This window comes from Exiguobacterium oxidotolerans JCM 12280 (assembly GCF_000702625.1).
GTDB classification, from domain to species: domain Bacteria; phylum Bacillota; class Bacilli; order Exiguobacteriales; family Exiguobacteriaceae; genus Exiguobacterium_A; species Exiguobacterium_A oxidotolerans.
Map to the genome: position 1 here is coordinate 2,580,942 of NZ_JNIS01000001.1, position 16,887 is coordinate 2,597,828.

At 48.1% G+C, this 16,887-nt stretch carries 14 protein-coding genes and 1 other annotated feature; of the genes, 13 read left to right on the top strand and 1 reads right to left on the bottom strand.

Features of this window, described 5'->3' with window-relative positions; translation table 11 throughout:
* Nucleotides 1-6 precede the first annotated feature (6 nt).
* The 5 genes from dxs (at nt 7) to spo0A (ending at nt 5,734) form a co-directional block, all read left to right on the top strand.
* Entirely contained in the window at nt 7-1,893 is a 1,887-nt protein-coding gene (gene dxs / locus P403_RS0113190; protein WP_029333073.1) for a 1-deoxy-D-xylulose-5-phosphate synthase, read from the top strand.
* Nucleotides 1,894-1,899: 6 nt separating this feature from the next.
* Entirely contained in the window at nt 1,900-2,706 is an 807-nt protein-coding gene (locus tag P403_RS0113195; protein ID WP_029333074.1) for a TlyA family RNA methyltransferase, read from the top strand.
* Nucleotides 2,707-2,848: 142 nt separating this feature from the next.
* Entirely contained in the window at nt 2,849-3,298 is a 450-nt protein-coding gene (gene ahrC / locus P403_RS0113205; protein WP_029333075.1) for a transcriptional regulator AhrC/ArgR, read from the top strand.
* Between the two features lie 12 nt (nt 3,299-3,310).
* Nucleotides 3,311-5,017, top strand: coding sequence for a DNA repair protein RecN (recN, locus tag P403_RS0113210; protein WP_029333076.1), 1,707 nt, complete (start codon nt 3,311-3,313; stop codon nt 5,015-5,017).
* A 3-nt stretch (nt 5,018-5,020) separates the two neighbouring features.
* Complete coding sequence (gene spo0A / locus P403_RS0113215; protein ID WP_029333077.1) at nt 5,021-5,734, top strand: sporulation transcription factor Spo0A; 714 nt, start codon at nt 5,021-5,023, stop codon at nt 5,732-5,734.
* Between the two features lie 781 nt (nt 5,735-6,515).
* On the opposite strand, the gene P403_RS0113220 is transcribed toward spo0A, so the two are convergent.
* On the bottom strand, nt 6,516-6,770 hold the full coding sequence (locus tag P403_RS0113220) for a DUF2627 family protein (RefSeq protein ID WP_029333078.1): 255 nt from the start codon (nt 6,768-6,770) through the stop codon (nt 6,516-6,518).
* 121 nt (nt 6,771-6,891) lie between these two features.
* On the opposite strand from P403_RS0113220, the gene P403_RS0113225 reads away from it, so the two are divergent.
* From P403_RS0113225 to P403_RS0113260, 8 genes are all read left to right on the top strand, one after another.
* Nucleotides 6,892-8,547, top strand: a complete 1,656-nt coding sequence (locus P403_RS0113225; protein ID WP_029333079.1) for a sigma-54 interaction domain-containing protein — start codon at nt 6,892-6,894, stop codon at nt 8,545-8,547.
* 145 nt (nt 8,548-8,692) lie between these two features.
* Nucleotides 8,693-9,613 carry a phosphate butyryltransferase gene (gene yqiS, locus P403_RS0113230; RefSeq protein WP_029333080.1) on the top strand — a complete coding sequence of 307 codons (921 nt, stop codon included), beginning with the start codon at nt 8,693-8,695 and terminating at the stop codon, nt 9,611-9,613.
* 13 nt (nt 9,614-9,626) lie between these two features.
* Nucleotides 9,627-10,751, top strand: coding sequence for a Leu/Phe/Val dehydrogenase (locus tag P403_RS0113235; protein ID WP_029333081.1), 1,125 nt, complete (start codon nt 9,627-9,629; stop codon nt 10,749-10,751).
* A gap of 13 nt (nt 10,752-10,764) precedes the next feature.
* Nucleotides 10,765-11,868 (top strand): butyrate kinase, encoded by a 1,104-nt coding sequence (gene buk, locus P403_RS0113240; RefSeq protein ID WP_029333660.1) that lies wholly within the window; start codon nt 10,765-10,767, stop codon nt 11,866-11,868.
* Nucleotides 11,838-13,259 carry a dihydrolipoyl dehydrogenase gene (gene lpdA, locus P403_RS0113245; RefSeq protein WP_029333082.1) on the top strand — a complete coding sequence of 474 codons (1,422 nt, stop codon included), beginning with the start codon at nt 11,838-11,840 and terminating at the stop codon, nt 13,257-13,259. The genes buk and lpdA overlap by 31 nt, the downstream gene beginning before the upstream one ends.
* A gap of 13 nt (nt 13,260-13,272) precedes the next feature.
* On the top strand, nt 13,273-14,286 hold the full coding sequence (locus P403_RS0113250) for a thiamine pyrophosphate-dependent dehydrogenase E1 component subunit alpha (protein WP_029333083.1): 1,014 nt from the start codon (nt 13,273-13,275) through the stop codon (nt 14,284-14,286).
* Nucleotides 14,283-15,266: an alpha-ketoacid dehydrogenase subunit beta gene (locus P403_RS0113255; protein WP_029333084.1), complete on the top strand. Its 984-nt coding sequence runs from the start codon at nt 14,283-14,285 to the stop codon at nt 15,264-15,266. Before P403_RS0113250 ends, P403_RS0113255 begins: the two co-directional genes overlap by 4 nt.
* Nucleotides 15,267-15,279: 13 nt before the next feature.
* Complete coding sequence (locus P403_RS0113260) at nt 15,280-16,554, top strand: dihydrolipoamide acetyltransferase family protein (RefSeq protein WP_029333085.1); 1,275 nt, start codon at nt 15,280-15,282, stop codon at nt 16,552-16,554.
* 50 nt (nt 16,555-16,604) lie between these two features.
* Nucleotides 16,605-16,839 (top strand) — a binding site (T-box leader).
* The last annotated feature ends 48 nt before the right edge of the window (nt 16,840-16,887 follow it).

Genomic DNA, 16,887 nt, shown 5'->3' on the forward strand with positions numbered 1-16,887 from the left:
TAAGGTATGAAGTTGACAGAAATACAGGATCCGTCATTTTTAAAGCGTATGTCAGTCTCAGAACTCGATGTGTTCGCAGGCGACATCCGACGCTTTTTGATTGAAGAACTGGCTACGACGGGTGGTCACTTAGCACCGAATCTAGGTGTCGTCGAATTGACATTGGCACTTCACCGAGAATTTGATAGTCCGAACGATAAATTTGTTTGGGATGTCGGTCACCAGGCATACGTGCATAAAATCTTGACGGGACGTGCGGGACAGTTTGATACGTTACGCAAACACAAAGGATTATGTGGATTCCCGAAACGAAATGAAAGCATTCATGACGTCTGGGAAACTGGGCATAGTTCGACCTCGTTGTCGGCGGCGATGGGTATTGCCGTCTCAAACGAGTTAAAAGGAAATGACGACCGGGCGATTGCAATCATCGGAGATGGTGCATTGACTGGTGGCATGGCACTTGAAGCTTTAAACCACATCGGTGCAGAACAACAAAATGTCATCGTCATCCTTAATGATAACGAGATGTCGATTGCACCGAACGTCGGTGCGATGCATCAGATGTTAGGTCGTATTCGTTCTTCACGTAAAGTCCGTTATGCGCAAGATGAACTTGAGACATTAATCAAGAAAATCCCGCTGATCGGTGGAAGTCTTGAAAAAGGTAGTGAAAAACTAAAAGAAGCCGTCAAAGGAGCACTTGTTCCAGGAATGTTCTTTGAAGAACTCGGTTTTAACTATTACGGTCCAGTCGATGGACATGACTTGACGGATTTGATTGAACAGTTGAATTACGTCAAAAAAGAGCAAGGACCGGTCCTGCTTCATGTCATCACGAAAAAAGGAAAAGGGTATCGTCCAGCTGAATATGATGGAGTTGGAACCTGGCACGGTCTCGGACCATACAAGATGGAGTCTGGTGAAGTCATCAAAGGTAAATCGAAAGCGCCGAGTTATTCATTCACGGTCGCGAATACATTAACGAAGATGGCACGAGATGATGAAAAATTAACATTGATTACACCGGCAATGAGCGTCGGGTCAAAACTCGATTGCTTTGAGAAGGAGTTCCCAAACCGAATGTTTGATGTCGGGATTGCGGAACAACATGCCGTCACGTTCGCAGCGGGTCAAGCGACGCAAGGGATGAAACCGGTCGTTTCCATTTATTCGACCTTCTTCCAGCGAGCTTACGATCAACTCGTCCATGATGTCGCGCGTCAAAATCTTGACGTGACGTTTACGATTGACCGGTCAGGTCTTGTCGGAGCAGATGGAGAAACACACCAAGGTGTCTTCGATATCGCGTTCATGCGCCACGTTCCGAATATCCGGATCGTCATGGCGAAAGACGAGAACGAACTGCAACATTTACTTTATTCGGCTGTGAAGTATGAAGGACCAATCGCCGTCCGTTTCCCAAGAGGGGAAGGAATCGGTGTAACGATGGATGAGACGTTACATGAAATCTCGCTCGATACGTGGGAAGTCGAACGTGAAGGAACGGATGTTGCAATCATGGCATTCGGTCCACAAGTCCAAGATGCGTTGAAAATCGCAGATCTGCTCGAGGGAGAACTGTCTGTTCGTGTCATCAATGCGCGGACAATCAAGCCACTCGACGGGAAGATGTTGGATGCACTCTATGCGGAAGGTATTCCTCTCGTCACGCTGGAGGAAGCAGTCTTAAAAGGTGGCTTCGGTTCTGCAGTTCTTGAACATGCGAATGAGCAGGAAGCGTTCCCGCGCGTCAAACGATTCGGTATCCCAGATTGGTATATCGAGCACGGTGGCGTCAACGAGCTACTTGAAGAAATCGGATTATTGCCTGGACAAATCGCGGAAGAAGTACGTGCTTTTGTCAATCAAGGAAAGAAACAGAGTGTGTAACGATTAATGGAAAATGTTAAAAAAATCCGCCTCGACGTGTTACTCGTCGAGCGTGGTTTATGTGAAACACGTGAAAAGGCGAAGCGAACGATTATGGCTGGGCTTGTCTTCAGTGGAACGGAACGATTAGAGAAGGCAGGAGAAAAAGTGAAGTCCGACATCGACTTGACCGTTAAAGGACAAGTGATGCCATACGTTGGGCGCGGTGGTTTTAAGATGGAGAAGGCACTTGAAGTCTTTGACATCGACGTGACGGACCGGACAGGGCTCGATATCGGTTCGTCGACAGGTGGTTTTACGGACTGTGCCCTCCAAAATGGCGCGGCACACATGTACGCTCTCGATGTCGGATCAAATCAACTTGATTGGAAACTCCGGTCAGATTCTCGTGTGACGGCGATGGAGAAAACAAATTTCCGTCATGCGACACGAGACATGTTCCCTGTTCAACCGAGTTTCGCGACAATCGATGTCTCCTTTATTTCACTTCGTCTCATCATTCCACCACTGAAAACGATTTTAGCTGAGGGCGGCGACGTCATTGCCCTCGTTAAACCACAGTTCGAAGCGGGACGGGACGATGTCGGGAAAAAAGGAATCGTTCGGGATGAACGTGTTCACGGACGAGTTCTTGAGGAGATGGTCGAATTCTTCATTCGTGAAGGGTTCCATGTGAAGCAACTTGATTTTTCACCGATTACAGGTGGTGAAGGAAATATCGAGTTTCTCTTACATGCACAACTGACGACACCTGGCATGGAAACAATCGTTGACCCAGCGGATACGGTTCGTCTGGCACATCAAGCGTTGTAAAAAAGAAAACTATCATGGAAGCAGACTTCGTCATGTTGGAGTCTGCTTCTTTTTTCGACCCATACGAAAAATGGCAAACGTGGACTTTTCATGATTTATTGGATTACAATAGTAACAGCGAAAAATATAGCGAGGTGCAAGGATGACAAAGGGGCAACGGTTGATTAAGATTCGGGAAATCATTACGCAATCTGAAATCGAGACTCAAGATGAATTGGTTGAAGAACTTCGGAATGCTGGATACAAAGTGACGCAAGCGACTGTATCACGAGACATTAAGGAGCTGCATCTCGTAAAGGTGCCGTTAAACGATGGCCGTTATAAGTATAGTTTGCCTGCCGATCAGCGTTTTAATCCATTAGGAAAATTACGCCGTTTACTAGGTGATAGCTTTATTTCGATTGATTTTGCTCAAAATTTGATTGTCATGCATGTCTTACCGGGTAACGCCAATGCAATCGGTGTCCTACTCGATCACTTAGGCTGGTCGGAACTGCTCGGGACGGTTTGTGGCGATGATACGATTTTAATGATCGCTCGAAGTGAAGATACAGCAAAAGAAGTGACGGAACGAATTTTAGAGATGCTTTAAGGAGTTGACAAGATGTTAGCTGAATTATCGATCAAACAATTCGCGATCATTGACCAGCTGCAGATCCATTTCAAAAAAGGAATGACTGTCTTGACTGGAGAAACAGGTGCTGGTAAATCCATCGTCCTCGATGCAATCGGTTTATTGATTGGCGGACGGGGTTCTGCTGAATTTGTTCGTTACGGCGAAGATAAGGCGGAACTCGAAGGACTGTTCATGATTGAGGACGGGCATATGGTCTACACATTAGCTGAAGAATATGGCATCGACGTCGAAGATGGATCCATCATTTTACGCCGAGACTTATTTGCTTCCGGTAAAAGTGTTTGTCGTGTCAATAATAAGCTCGTCACGTTGACGATTTTACGTGAGTTCGGTCGTGTGCTCGTGGATCTTCATGGTCAACATGAACACCAACACTTGATGGAAAATACGTACCACCAATCGATTCTTGATGATTTTGGTCATGAGACGATTTCCTCGCGCCTGCACGAGTATCAAAAAAAGTTCGGGCTGTACGAGGAAAAACGGATGGCATTACAATCACTGGCACAGAGTGAGCAGGAACTTGCACAACGGATTGATTTATTATCATTTCAGACAGAAGAAATCACGAGTGCGAACCTCCGTCAAGGAGAAGAAGATGAACTGTTGAGTGAACGGAACCGACTCGCGAACTTCGAAAAGTTGCACGATTCGTTAAAAGCCGCCTACGATGCGCTTCATGATGAAATGCGCGGGATTGATTCAGTTGGGGATGCGATGCGGGAGCTGCAACAAGCATCGAGCATCGATGATCAGTTCGCGAATCAAAGTGATGCCATCGCGAGCGCTTTCTACGGTCTTGAAGAAGTCGGGTACGCGATTCGTGATCAACTTGAGACATTAGAGTTCGATTCGAACCGGTTAGACGAAATTGAACAGCGCTTATCTGTTTTCCAACAGCTGAAGCGGAAATATGGTGCGACAATCGAGGAAGTCATCGCCTATGGTGAAAAAATCGGAATCGAGCTTGATACGATGACCAATCGTGATGAACGCATTGAAAAGCTAAAGGCGGAAGTCGAGTTGCTTGAAAGTGAGCTGTTTGAGATTGGCAATAAGCTATCGAAGGCACGCCGAAAAGCGGCACAGTTGCTTGGCGAGGCGATTCATTTAGAACTGCGTGAACTCTATATGGAAAAAGCGCGGTTCGAAATTCGGTTCATGCAAGATGGAAAAACGCCGACCTTACGAAAAAATGGAATCGATCAAATCGAATTTTATATCATGACCAATGCGGGTGAACCATTTAAATCACTCGGAAAAGTCGCTTCCGGAGGGGAGTTGTCTCGGATCATGCTCGGACTCAAGTCAATCTTCTCGCGTTCGCTCGGCGTCGCATCGATTATTTTTGATGAAGTCGATACGGGGGTATCGGGACGGGTCGCGCAAGCAATGGCGGAGAAAATCTATCGTCTATCGATTGAAGGACAAGTGCTCTGTATTACACACTTGCCGCAAGTCGCCTCGATGGCGGATCAGCATCTTTACATTCGTAAAGTCGAAGAGACGGACCGGACGACGACACAGGTCAATGCCTTGACGGAAGCAGACCGTGGAAATGAGCTTGGACGGATGATTTCCGGAACACATATGACGGACTTGACGCTGCGTCATGCGGAAGAATTGATGGACCAAGCAATGAGTATGAAGGAATCGCTTAAAAATGGGGTGTAAGGATTGATTAGAGTCGGGATCGCAGATGACAACCGAGAGATGGTCGAATTGATTCGCCAGCATCTCGCTACTCAAGAGGATATGGAAGTCGTATGTGTCGCATATGATGGGGAGAAGTGTCTTGAGAAATTAAAAGAAGTCGAGACCGACGTGTTGTTGCTAGACATCATCATGCCACACCTGGATGGATTAGGGGTCCTCGAAGAATTGATGAAACAAAAAAATAATCCGGCTGTCATCATGTTGAGTGCCTTCGGTAAAGATGAGGTATCACAACAGGCAGTGACGTTAGGTGCTGCTTATTTCTTGCTGAAACCGTTCAGCATGAATCAGTTAGTCAACAAAATTCGCCTTGTGACGAACAATAATCCAACGATTCAACCGGAAACGATGGATTCGAAAATAGCGACCGTTTTACGAGAAGTCGGGATTGCGCCGCATATTAAAGGATTCACCTATCTAAAAGATGCGGTTGGGCTCGTTTTAGAACGTGAAGAGCTGCTCGGATTAATCACAAAAGAGTTATATCCGACGATTGCCCGCACCCATAAAACGACATCTTCCCGTGTGGAACGGGCGATGCGCCATGCCATCAAATCGGCCTGGAAAGAAGGGATGAGTGATCATACCTTGTTCACAGGACGGATTGAGCAAGAAAAGAGTCCGAAAAACTCGGAGTTCATCTCGTACGTCTCAAATTATATGAAACCGTCTTGAAATTAACCACTCGATCCGTGAGATCGAGTGGTCTTTACTGTGAATCAAAATGATTTTTGCTAGAAAGTGCCTAGTAAAGCTGATAGCTCGTCCGTGAGAACGAAGAGGGGGAGATGTGAGAGGTGCGAGTGACGAAGTAATAAAAGAAATTATTTATATTTATTAGAATATTCAATAAAAAAACATTGCATAAACTGAAATGTTTGTTATAATAAAGGTACCAAATCATTTGGAAAGACGTCAGATGAACGTCGAGTCGAATCGGTTTCCGGAGAACCCATTCCACAAGCCTCATCTCAGGACGCTACCTGTAAATAGCTCAAGAATGAGGGACAACATTCTCTTGATAGAAATTTTATCAAGGCCTTTCGTATCATTTCTAGATGAGAATCTCGAAGTGATAGGGACTTCCATGATTTCAAAGCAAGGGGAAAGTGGAAGGTAACGTAAATGTCCGAAATACAAGTACAGTTCGTGAAAAGGAGTGTTGTCTAGCAGTGATTGTTAGCAACCGAAAGTGTTACTGCTCGAAGCGGATGACATTAAGCTTCACCTAGGTCCAAGTACAGTCAGATAATGGAGTAGTATCACCATTCTATCGATCGCTCGATAGCCAGATCTGATTTCTTTCAACCTCTTCATTAAGAGGACAACCTATGGTATTGAAGTACACGAATAGTTCTACTATGAGAGGAGTTCATCCGTACGTGAATCCAACTTTATATGAGTAAAAGGTCCCGCGCTTGAAATGAGTTCAAGAGATGGGGACCTTTTTCTGTGTTCACTTTTTTTGATACCGTTCGGAGACTTTTCCACGTTTCTTATCACGATAAAAAACATACCCTGCGACAAAACCAATTCCACCCATCGCTAAGGCGAGTCCGACAACCCCCTGTAAAACATATACATAGGCCGAGTCCCCAAGGTATGCAAACGGGAACTGGGCAATTAAAAAGACACTGTCACGCATAAGTTTGATTCCGATGGCTCCAATGATGCCAGGAATCAATAAAGTTAGTAGTCCGATGATTCGCATAGAAGTGACCCCTTTCCAAGCGTATTGTATCAAAAATCAGGTAAGACTGCGAATCGGGTTTGCCCTCTTGTTTTATTATAGGTAGGATAAAGATGTAAGCAGTTTCAAAGGGGGAATAACGATGCATCATCTTCTGATTGTCGGTGCCGGACAAGGTGGGACGGAAGTGCTACATGCCTTCCAACGTTCACCACTCTTGACGGTCATCGGAGTCGTTGATTCAAATGAACAAGCACCAGGTCTTCAGCTGGCAAGACGCGGAGAAATTCGTGTCGAGACATCTTGGACTGCTTTTGAAGGAACGACGGTCGACTTCATCATCGATGCGACGGGAAAACGTGGCGTATTCGAACAGTTGATTCAATTCTTTCCCGAAGCAGCCGTTCTGCCGGGGGAATTCGTACGCGTTCTGATTGAACGGCTGACGGAAAAAGAACGAATGCTTGAAGCCATCATCCATTGTACAAGTGAGGCAATTTCGGTTGCCGATCAAGACGGTCAAACGATGTTAATCAATCCGGCCTATACACGAATGACGGGGTACAGTGGACAGGACGTCATCGGTAAACCAGCAAGCGCTGACATCGGGATGCAGGAATCGGTTCACCTGCGCGTCCTTGAGACCGGTGAAAGTGTTCGCGATGCGCGGATGAAGATTGGCCACGATCGACGCGATATCATCGTCAATGCGGAACCAGTCGTCGTGGATGGGCAAGTTCGGGGGTCGGTTGGTGTCATTCGTGATATTTCTGAAATGAAGGCGCTCGCGAAAGAATTGAAGGCGGCGCGTCAAAAAATTCGGACACTCGAGGCGAAATATACGTTTGACGATATCATCGCTGAAAGTGAAGCGATGCGTTTCGTCGTCGATCAAGCAAAGCTTGCTGCAACGATGCCGGTCAATGTCTTGATTCGGGGAGAGTCAGGAACAGGAAAAGAATTGTTTGCGCATGCGATTCACGCCGCGAGTGAGCGGCGATACGAACAGCTTGTCCGTGTCAACTGTGCAGCGATTGCTCCTAGTCTGTTAGAGAGTGAGCTGTTTGGTTATGAAGAAGGAGCGTTCTCGGGAGCGCGCCGTGGTGGAAAACGTGGTTATTTTGAAGAGGCGCATGGCGGATCACTTTTTCTTGATGAAATTGGAGAACTGCCGCTCGATGTACAAGTGAAGTTATTGCGGGTCTTACAAGAAAATGAAGTCGTTCGCGTCGGTGGAACGAAATCGGTACCGGTCGATGTAAGAATCATTGCAGCGACGAATGCGAACCTGGAGCAAAAAATCATTACCGGTGAGTTTCGCGAAGATCTTTACTACCGGATTAATCGCCTTCCGATTCACATACCAGCCTTGCGTGAACGCCCCGATGATCTTTTGCCTCTATCAACGCACTTGCTACGGAAGTTAAATCAAAGCTATGGCCGGTCCGTCGCCCGGATTTCGGAAGATGCACTGGAAGTGATTCGAAAACAGGAGTGGAAAGGCAATGTCCGTGAGCTTGAGAATGTCATCGGTCGTGCATTGATTTTTACGGACAAAACGGAAGATGTTTTACGAAAAGGCCACCTTCAGCTCGATCATCCGGTCGCTAAAAAACGAGTTGAACGTCCAAAAAAAGAAATTAAGCATCTGTCTGACGAGATGTCTTATGTCGAAGAACGTTTGATTCGTGAAGCTCTCGAGGCTTTTGACGGCAATAAAACAGAAGCCGCAAAACAACTCGGGATTTCCTTGCGTGCCTTGTATTATAAAGTGGAGCGATTTAATATTTATCAATAATTTGCAATTTTTTGCGTGCAACATATTGCATTAAATGCAATTAAATGCAAAATTAAGAAAGGCTTCACGCCAAAAAGAGAGCGTTTTCATATTGGCACGAAAATTGCTATTTGATTAATTGAGTGACAGGTTAGGGGGAAACAAAGTGAAGTTTGATCAAATGCTAAAACAAGCTGCTCAGCTTGAGGATTCAATCGTTGCGATTGCTTCCGCGGATGACGAAGAAGTCATGGATGCCGTCGCACTTGCGATTGAACATGATTTAGCTCGCTTTCATTTATTTGGGGATGCGACCCGGATTCAAAAGATGATCCATGCGCGTGGATTGTCAGAGTCACAATTTGTGATCACACACACTGCGACTGCTCAAGAGGCAGCAGAACGTGCAGCTTACGCTGTACGTAAAGGGGATGCTAGCGTCTTGATGAAAGGACTTGTTCCGACAGCAACGTTCATGAAAGCTGTTCTGAACAAAGAGATGGGATTACGTTCGGGGAACGTCTTATCTCATGTCGCATTGTTTGAAGTACCCGGTCGCGAATCGGCAATCGGTTTGACGGACGCTGCAATCCATATCGCACCGACGCTTGAAGATAAAGTCCACATTATTGAAAATGGCGTATCGGCACTTCGTGCAATCGGCTATACACTTCCGAAAGTAGCCGTCCTCGCAGCAGTCGAGGTCGTTAATCCGACGATGCAGGCGACGATTGACGCCGCCTTATTGACACAGATGAACCGCCGTGGTCAAATCAAGGATTGCCTTGTCGATGGACCACTCGCTCTTGATAACGCCGTCAATCTAGACGCAGCCAAACAAAAAGGACTGACAGGTGACGTTGCGGGGGCAGCAGATCTTCTTGTCGTGCCACAAATCGAAGTCGGGAACGTCATTTATAAATCACTGATGTATTTCGCACATGCTTCAGTCGCGGCGATTCTAGTTGGAGCGAAAGCACCCGTCGTCTTGACAAGTCGGGCCGATACGGCAGAAGCGAAACTCTATTCATTAGCCTTTGCTTTACTTAACGCGCAGCAAACGAAAAAAATCAAACAAACAATCTGAGGAGGAACTTAAAATGGTTGAAACAAATGTAGAAACACGCTTTAGTATTTTTGAAACAATGGAAATGGAAGATTATGAACAAGTCGTGTTCTGTCATGATAAAGTTTCGGGATTAAAAGCCATCATCGCCATCCACGATACGACGCTCGGCCCAGCGCTTGGTGGTCTTCGTATGTGGAACTATGCATCTGACGAGGAAGCATTAGTTGATGCGCTTCGTTTATCAAAAGGGATGACGTATAAAAATGCGGCAGCTGGCCTCAACCTCGGTGGCGGGAAAGCCGTCATCATCGGTGATGCGAAAACACAAAAATCAGAAGCCTTGTTCCGTGCATTCGGTCGTTATGTCCAGTCATTGAACGGTCGTTACATCACAGCAGAGGACGTCAATACGACGGTTGCTGACATGGATTATATTCACATGGAAACAGATTTCGTGACAGGTGTCAGTCCAGCCTTCGGTTCAAGCGGAAACCCGTCACCGGTCACAGCATACGGTGTCTACCGCGGGATGAAAGCAGCAGCAAAAGAAGTCTACGGAACAGATTCGCTTGGTGGAAAAACAATTGCCATCCAAGGCGTCGGGAACGTGGCATTCAATCTTTGCCGCCATCTCCATGAAGAAGGGGCAAAACTAATCGTCACGGACATCAATCAAGATGCATTACGTCGTGCGGAAGAAGCATTCGGTGCCTTGATTGTCGCACCAGATGAGATTTACAGCGTTGACGCTGATATCTTCGCACCATGTGCGCTTGGGGCAACGTTGAACGACGAGACGATTCCCCAACTGAAAGTCAAAGTCATCGCCGGCGCAGCAAACAACCAGCTGAAAGAAGACCGTCACGGTGACATGCTCGAAGAACGCGGTATTCTGTACGCGCCAGACTTCGTCATCAATGCAGGTGGTGTCATCAACGTTGCGGACGAACTGGATGGATACAACCGTGACCGGGCGATGAAAAAAGTTGAACTTGTGTATGACGCTGTCGCAAAAGTCATCGAGATTTCAAAACGTGACCACCTGCCGACATATCGTGCGGCTGAAAAAATGGCAGAAGAGCGAATTGCGACGATGCGCAGTGCACGTAGTCAATTCTTGCGTCGTGATAAAAATATCTTAGGGTCACGCGGATAAGAGGAGGATTCAGATGAGCGAACGTATTTTAACGATCAATCCTGGTTCAACTTCGACGAAGATTGGGATCTTCGAAGGAACGGAGCAGTTGTTTGCGAAGACGTTACGCCACCCAGCTGAAGCGGTCGGAGGACCGCTTCACGCTCAGCTGGAAATACGGCGTCAAGTGGTGTTGGATGTATTGGCACAAGAAAAGATTGAATTGAGAGCGCTTACTGCAGTCGTCGGACGTGGCGGTCTACTTCGTCCGCTCGTCAGTGGGACGTATGCCGTCAATCAGGAAATGCGTGAAGACTTGTTAAGTGGCATTTTTGGGGTTCATGCATCGAATCTCGGAGGGTTACTAGCAGACGAAATCGCTCGCACGTTATCGATTCCATCGTTCATCGTCGATCCGGTCGTTGTAGATGAACTTGAGCCGATTGCTCGAATTACGGGATTACCTGAACTTGAACGCAAAAGCATTTTTCATGCGTTGAATCAAAAAGCAGTCGCGAAACGATATGCGAAACAAGTCGAAATGCCATATGAGGAAATGCGTCTAATCGTCGCACACATGGGAGGCGGGATTACCGTCGGTGCACATCTCGACGGACGGGTCATCGATGTCAACAATGGCCTGGACGGGGAAGGCTCATTTTCACCGGAACGAAGCGGTTCCCTACCTGTTGGTCAACTAGTAGAACTATGTTATAGTACCAAGTATAAACTCGAGGAAATGAAGCGTCTGGTCGTAGGATCAGGCGGACTTGTCGCGCACCTAGGGACATTTGACGCAATCGAAATCGAACGTCGAATCGATGCCGGGGACGAAAAGGCTGCCTTATTGTACGACGCGATGGCTTACCGGATCGCAAAAGAAATTGCTGCCCAAAGTGCAGTCTTATATGGTCAAATCGATGCCATCATTTTAACGGGTGGCTTAGCATACAGCGACCGGTTGACGAGTGCGATCGAAGAACGCATCACGCACCTCGGACAAGTGATCCGGATACCGGGTGAAGATGAGTTACGTGCACTTGCGGAAGGTGTACTACGTGTTTTACGCGGAGAAGAAGAAGTTAAGGAATATGGAGGCGAACCAACATGGCTAGAGAATTCGACGTCGTTGTCTTAGGTGGCGGACCGGGCGGTTATGTAGCGGCAATTCGTGCTGCACAAGCCGGCAAGACGGTCGCAATCGTAGAACAAGGAAAACTCGGGGGAACCTGTTTACACCGTGGCTGTATCCCTTCAAAGGCACTTTTAAAATCAGCAGCGGTCTATCAGACAGTCAAACACGCCGCTACATATGGCGTCGACGTACCGGAATCGTTTTTACGATTCGAACAGGTCAAACAACGGAAACAAGACATCGTCGATGGACTGGAATCCGGGATTCAACATTTAATGAAAAAAGGAAAAATCGAAGTTTTCCATGGTCGGGGATCGATTCTTGGGCCAAGCATCTTTTCACCGATGCCGGGGACGATCAGTGTCGAACCGGAAGAAGGGGAAGGGGAATTGATTTTACCGCGTCAATTGATTGTCGCGACAGGATCACGTCCACGTCCGTTAGCCGGTCTGTCGTTTGATTCCGAATATGTCCTCAGCTCAGATGAAGCACTCGACATGAATGCGTTACCTAACTCGATCGTCATCATCGGCGGCGGGGTCATCGGCATCGAATGGGCATCGATGTTGACGGACTTTGATGTCAATGTCACGGTCGTCGAGTTCAGTGACCGGATTTTACCGACGGAAGATCAAGCAGTCAGTCGTGAAGTGGCCCGTCAGCTGAAAAAACGCGGTGTCAAGATTTTGACGAGCGCGGCTGCGCAAAGTGACAGCTTCAAGATGACGGATTCAGGGGTGACGATCGACGTCGATCGAAATGGTGACAAAACGACGCTTGCGGCAGATAAGTTGCTTGTCGCCATCGGACGGATGGCGAACGTCGAAGGGATTGGGCTTGAGAACACGAACATCGTCGTCGAGAATGGATTTATTCAAGTCGATGCTGATTTCCGGACGAAAGACAATCATATCTATGCGATTGGCGACGTCATCGGACGCCTGCAACTCGCGCACGTTGCATCCGCTGAAGGCGCAAAAGCGGTCGAAGCAATCGTCAATGGGTCGACGACGCCACTCAATTACGCGTTTGTCCCACGCTGTATCTACAGTGTACCGGAAGCAGCTTCGGTCGGTCTGACGGAAGCAGAAGCAAAAAATGCCGGGATGGATGTCAAAACGGGAATGTTTTCGTTTAACGGACTCGGTAAGGCACGCATCGAAGGCGAAGCCGCCGGATTCATCAAACTGGTCTCTGATGCGAAAACAGACGATTTAGTCGGTGTCCATATCGTCGGACCAAAAGCAACGGAACTGATTAGCGAAGGTGGGCTGGCGCTTGTCTTGAATGCGACGGCATGGGAAGTCGGGCAGCTCGTTCACCCGCACCCAGCCTTGTCAGAAGCATTCGGTGAAGCAGCACTCGCAGTTGACGGATTAGCGGTTCACGCATAAGGAGGAATAACGGATGGAAAAAATAGAATTCAAAGAACTCGTTGAGCTCGGACTGACGGAGCAAGATGCAATCCAGATGTTTGAAACGATGGTACGGGCACGAAAAATTGATGAGCGGATGTGGAAATTGAACCGGGCAGGTAAGATTCCGTTCCTCGTTTCTTGCCAAGGGCAAGAAGCGGCACAAGTCGGGGCGGCATTCGCACTCGAAAAAGGAACGGATTATATTTTACCGTACTACCGTGATTTAGGGGTCGTCCTTCATTTCGGTCAAACATCGCGTGACATCATGTTGTCTGCGTTCGCGAAAGCAGAAGATCCAAACTCAGGTGGACGTCAAATGCCGGGACATTATGGCTCACGTGCCTTAAACATCGTCACGGGATCAAGTCCTGTCACGACACAAGTCCCGCATGCGGTCGGGATTGCCCTGGCTGCGAAAATGCGTAAGGAACCACTTGTCGCGTATGTTTCGTTTGGTGAAGGATCATCGAACCAAGGGGATTTCCATGAAGGGGCGAACTTTGCCGGGATTCATAAATTACCGGTGATTCTCTTCTGTGAGAACAATAAATATGCGATTTCAACACCACTCTCGAAACAATTGTCAGCGAAACATGTCGCAGACCGTGCAATTGGTTACGGTATGCCGGGGGTGACGATTGACGGGATTGATCCACTTGCTGTCTATAAAGCAGTCAAGGAAGCACGTGACCGTGGTATCCGTGGAGAAGGTCCAACGTTGATTGAAGTCGAAGTTGAACGCCTTGTCCCTCACTCGTCAGACGATGATGATAAATCGTATCGTTCGGCAGAAGAACTGGCAGAACTGAAAACACGCGACGGCATCAAGATTTTCCGGGCGAAATTGATTGATATGGGTGTCTTGACTGAGGAGTCAGCGACAGAAATCGAGACGACACTCGAACGTGAAGTCGAAGAAGCGACGGCTTACGCAGAAGCAGCGGCGTATGACTTACCGGAAAATGCACTTCGTTACGTGTACGACGAGGAGGAAACGAAATGACGACATTAAGTTTAATTGAAGCAATCAATAGCGCGATCAAAGAAGAAATGGAACGTGATGATTCCGTCTTTATCTTAGGTGAGGACGTCGGTGTCCGTGGTGGCGTGTTCCGCGCGACACAAGGATTGCTTGAGCAGTTCGGAGAAGAACGTGTCATCGATGCACCACTCGCTGAGAGTGCGATTGCGGGTGTTGGAATCGGAGCTGCCATGTACGGCATGCGTCCGATTGCTGAGATGCAGTTCGCCGACTTTATCATGCCGGCCGTCAACCAAATCGTCAGTGAGGCGGCAAAAATTCGGTACCGTTCGAACAACGACTGGATTTGTCCAATCGTCATCCGTGCACCATTTGGTGGCGGCATTCATGGTGCATTGTACCATTCGCAATCAGTCGAAGCGATGTTCAATTCGACGCCGGGTCTAAAAATCGTCATTCCGTCAAACCCATACGATGCCAAAGGGTTACTGAAGGCAGCGATTCGCTCGAATGATCCTGTTCTGTTCTTTGAGCATAAACGGGGTTACCGGTTACTAAAAGGTGAAGTTCCGGAAGAGGACTACACGGTTGAAATCGGGAAGGCCGATGTCAAACGGGACGGAGAAGACGTCACCGTCATCACGTACGGACTTTGTGTCCAAATGGCGCTTGATGCAGCAGCGCGTCTTGAAAAAGACGGCATCGACGTCCATATCCTCGATCTTCGGACCGTCTATCCGATCGACCGGGCGGCAGTCGTCGCAGCGGCGCAAAAAACGGGGAAAGTCTTGCTTGTGACGGAAGATAATAAAGAAGGCAGTGTCATGAGTGAAGTCTCGGCAATCATCGCGGAAGAAGCCTTGTTCGATCTTGATGCACCAGTCGAACGATTGTGCGGACCTGATGTACCGGCGATGCCATACGCACCGACGATGGAGAAGTTCTTCAACATCTCAAGCGAAAAAATCGAAGAAAAAATCCGGACGCTGTACGCGTACTGAGGGGGACCCGTCAATGAAGACAGAAACATTAACGATGCCACAACTTGGTGAGAGCGTGACGGAAGGAACGATTTCGTTATGGCTCGTCAAACCAGGAGATACCGTCAAAAAGTATGATCCGATTGCTGAAGTCATCACCGATAAAGTGACAGCCGAAGTACCATCATCGTTCGATGGTGTCATCGACAAGCTGCTCGCTGAAGAAGGGGACACGCTCCAAGTCGGGGAAGCGATCGTCACGTTACAAGTCAGTGGTGGATCGACGGAAGTTGCAGCGACTGAAGAAGAAATCCCGGCCGTAAAAGAGCAGACGGTAGAAGCAGATCAGTCGATGAAAAAACGCTATTCACCAGCTGTGCTGAAGTTATCAGCAGAACACGGCATCAACCTCGATCACGTCAATGGGACGGGAGCGGGTGGTCGGATTACACGTAAAGACTTGCTGAAACTCGTTGAGTCCGGTCAGGTCAATCAACCGGATGTCGTCGAGGCACCAACGATCGAGACCGTACCGACGCCGGCAAAAGCGGCAACCGAGGCACCGGCACCGAAGTCTGCCCCAAAACCGACGATGAGTACGACGGAAGACGGCGATATTGAAATTCCGACGGCGGGTGTCCGTCAAGCGATCGCGAGTAACATGGTGCGCTCGAAACAGGAAGCACCACACGCCTGGTTGATGGTGGAAGTCGATGTGACGAATCTGGTCGAAGCACGGAATCGTCATAAAGATCAGTTCTTCAAACAAGAAGGCGTCAAATTGACGTTCTTGCCGTTCTTCATGAAAGCAACAGTCGAAGGACTGAAGAAACATCCAATCATGAACTCACAGTGGGCAGGCGATAAAATCATTCAAAAACGGGCGATCAACCTGTCACTCGCCGTCGCGACGCAAGAAGCGTTATTCGTCCCGGTCGTCAAACATGCGGACGAACTGAGTATTAAGGGACTCGCTCGGGCGATTGATGACTTCAGCAAACGGGCACAGGCTGGCAAGTTATCGTCAAGCGAGATGCAAGGTGGTACGTTCACCGTCAATAACACGGGTTCATTCGGTTCGATTCAATCGGCACCGATCTTGAACTTCCCGCAAGCGGCGATTTTATCCGTCGAATCGATTGTCAAGCGCCCGGTTTGGGTCAACGGCATGTTCGCGGCACGTGACATGGTCAACTTATGTATGTCGATCGATCACCGTGTACTGGACGGGTTAGTGGCCGGTCAATTCCTGCAGACGGTCAAGCATGCACTCGAATCAATCGACCCGGATCAACTCGCTTTATACTAAATGGTTGACAGGTCGGTCGAAGCGACGTAATATAATAAACAATTGAACAACACAACGCTACGACGAAGAAGAGTAGCCCGTGAAACGATTGAAGAGAGCTGATGGGTGGTGCGAATCAGTATCGGGAAACAGGTGAATGGGCTTTTGAGCATCAGACCGAACTTGAAGTAGGCTCTGACGGTGACCTCCCGTTATCGAGGACGACGAATCAGGTGCGCCGGTTCGTTCGAGGGGACTATTGTATAGTCAACGAAGGTGGTACCGCGGGGTTTTCCCGTCCTTCATGTGAATCATCACATGACTGGACAGGAAGACCCTTTTCGTATACAACAA

What these genes read in the sequence shown, in the direction of transcription:
- P403_RS0113195 (WP_029333074.1), top strand. Translation starts at nt 1,900, where the DNA reads ATGGAAAATGTTAAAAAAATCCGCCTCGACGTGTTACTCGTCGAGCGT.
- P403_RS0113260 (WP_029333085.1), top strand. Translation starts at nt 15,280, where the DNA reads ATGAAGACAGAAACATTAACGATGCCACAACTTGGTGAGAGCGTGACG.
- P403_RS0113225 (WP_029333079.1), top strand. Translation starts at nt 6,892, where the DNA reads ATGCATCATCTTCTGATTGTCGGTGCCGGACAAGGTGGGACGGAAGTG.
- buk (WP_029333660.1), top strand. Translation starts at nt 10,765, where the DNA reads ATGAGCGAACGTATTTTAACGATCAATCCTGGTTCAACTTCGACGAAG.
- P403_RS0113235 (WP_029333081.1), top strand. Translation starts at nt 9,627, where the DNA reads ATGGTTGAAACAAATGTAGAAACACGCTTTAGTATTTTTGAAACAATG.
- P403_RS0113250 (WP_029333083.1), top strand. Translation starts at nt 13,273, where the DNA reads ATGGAAAAAATAGAATTCAAAGAACTCGTTGAGCTCGGACTGACGGAG.
- ahrC (WP_029333075.1), top strand. Translation starts at nt 2,849, where the DNA reads ATGACAAAGGGGCAACGGTTGATTAAGATTCGGGAAATCATTACGCAA.
- P403_RS0113220 (WP_029333078.1), bottom strand. Translation starts at nt 6,770, where the DNA reads ATGCGAATCATCGGACTACTAACTTTATTGATTCCTGGCATCATTGGA.
- dxs (WP_029333073.1), top strand. Translation starts at nt 7, where the DNA reads ATGAAGTTGACAGAAATACAGGATCCGTCATTTTTAAAGCGTATGTCA.
- P403_RS0113255 (WP_029333084.1), top strand. Translation starts at nt 14,283, where the DNA reads ATGACGACATTAAGTTTAATTGAAGCAATCAATAGCGCGATCAAAGAA.
- lpdA (WP_029333082.1), top strand. Translation starts at nt 11,838, where the DNA reads ATGGCTAGAGAATTCGACGTCGTTGTCTTAGGTGGCGGACCGGGCGGT.
- recN (WP_029333076.1), top strand. Translation starts at nt 3,311, where the DNA reads ATGTTAGCTGAATTATCGATCAAACAATTCGCGATCATTGACCAGCTG.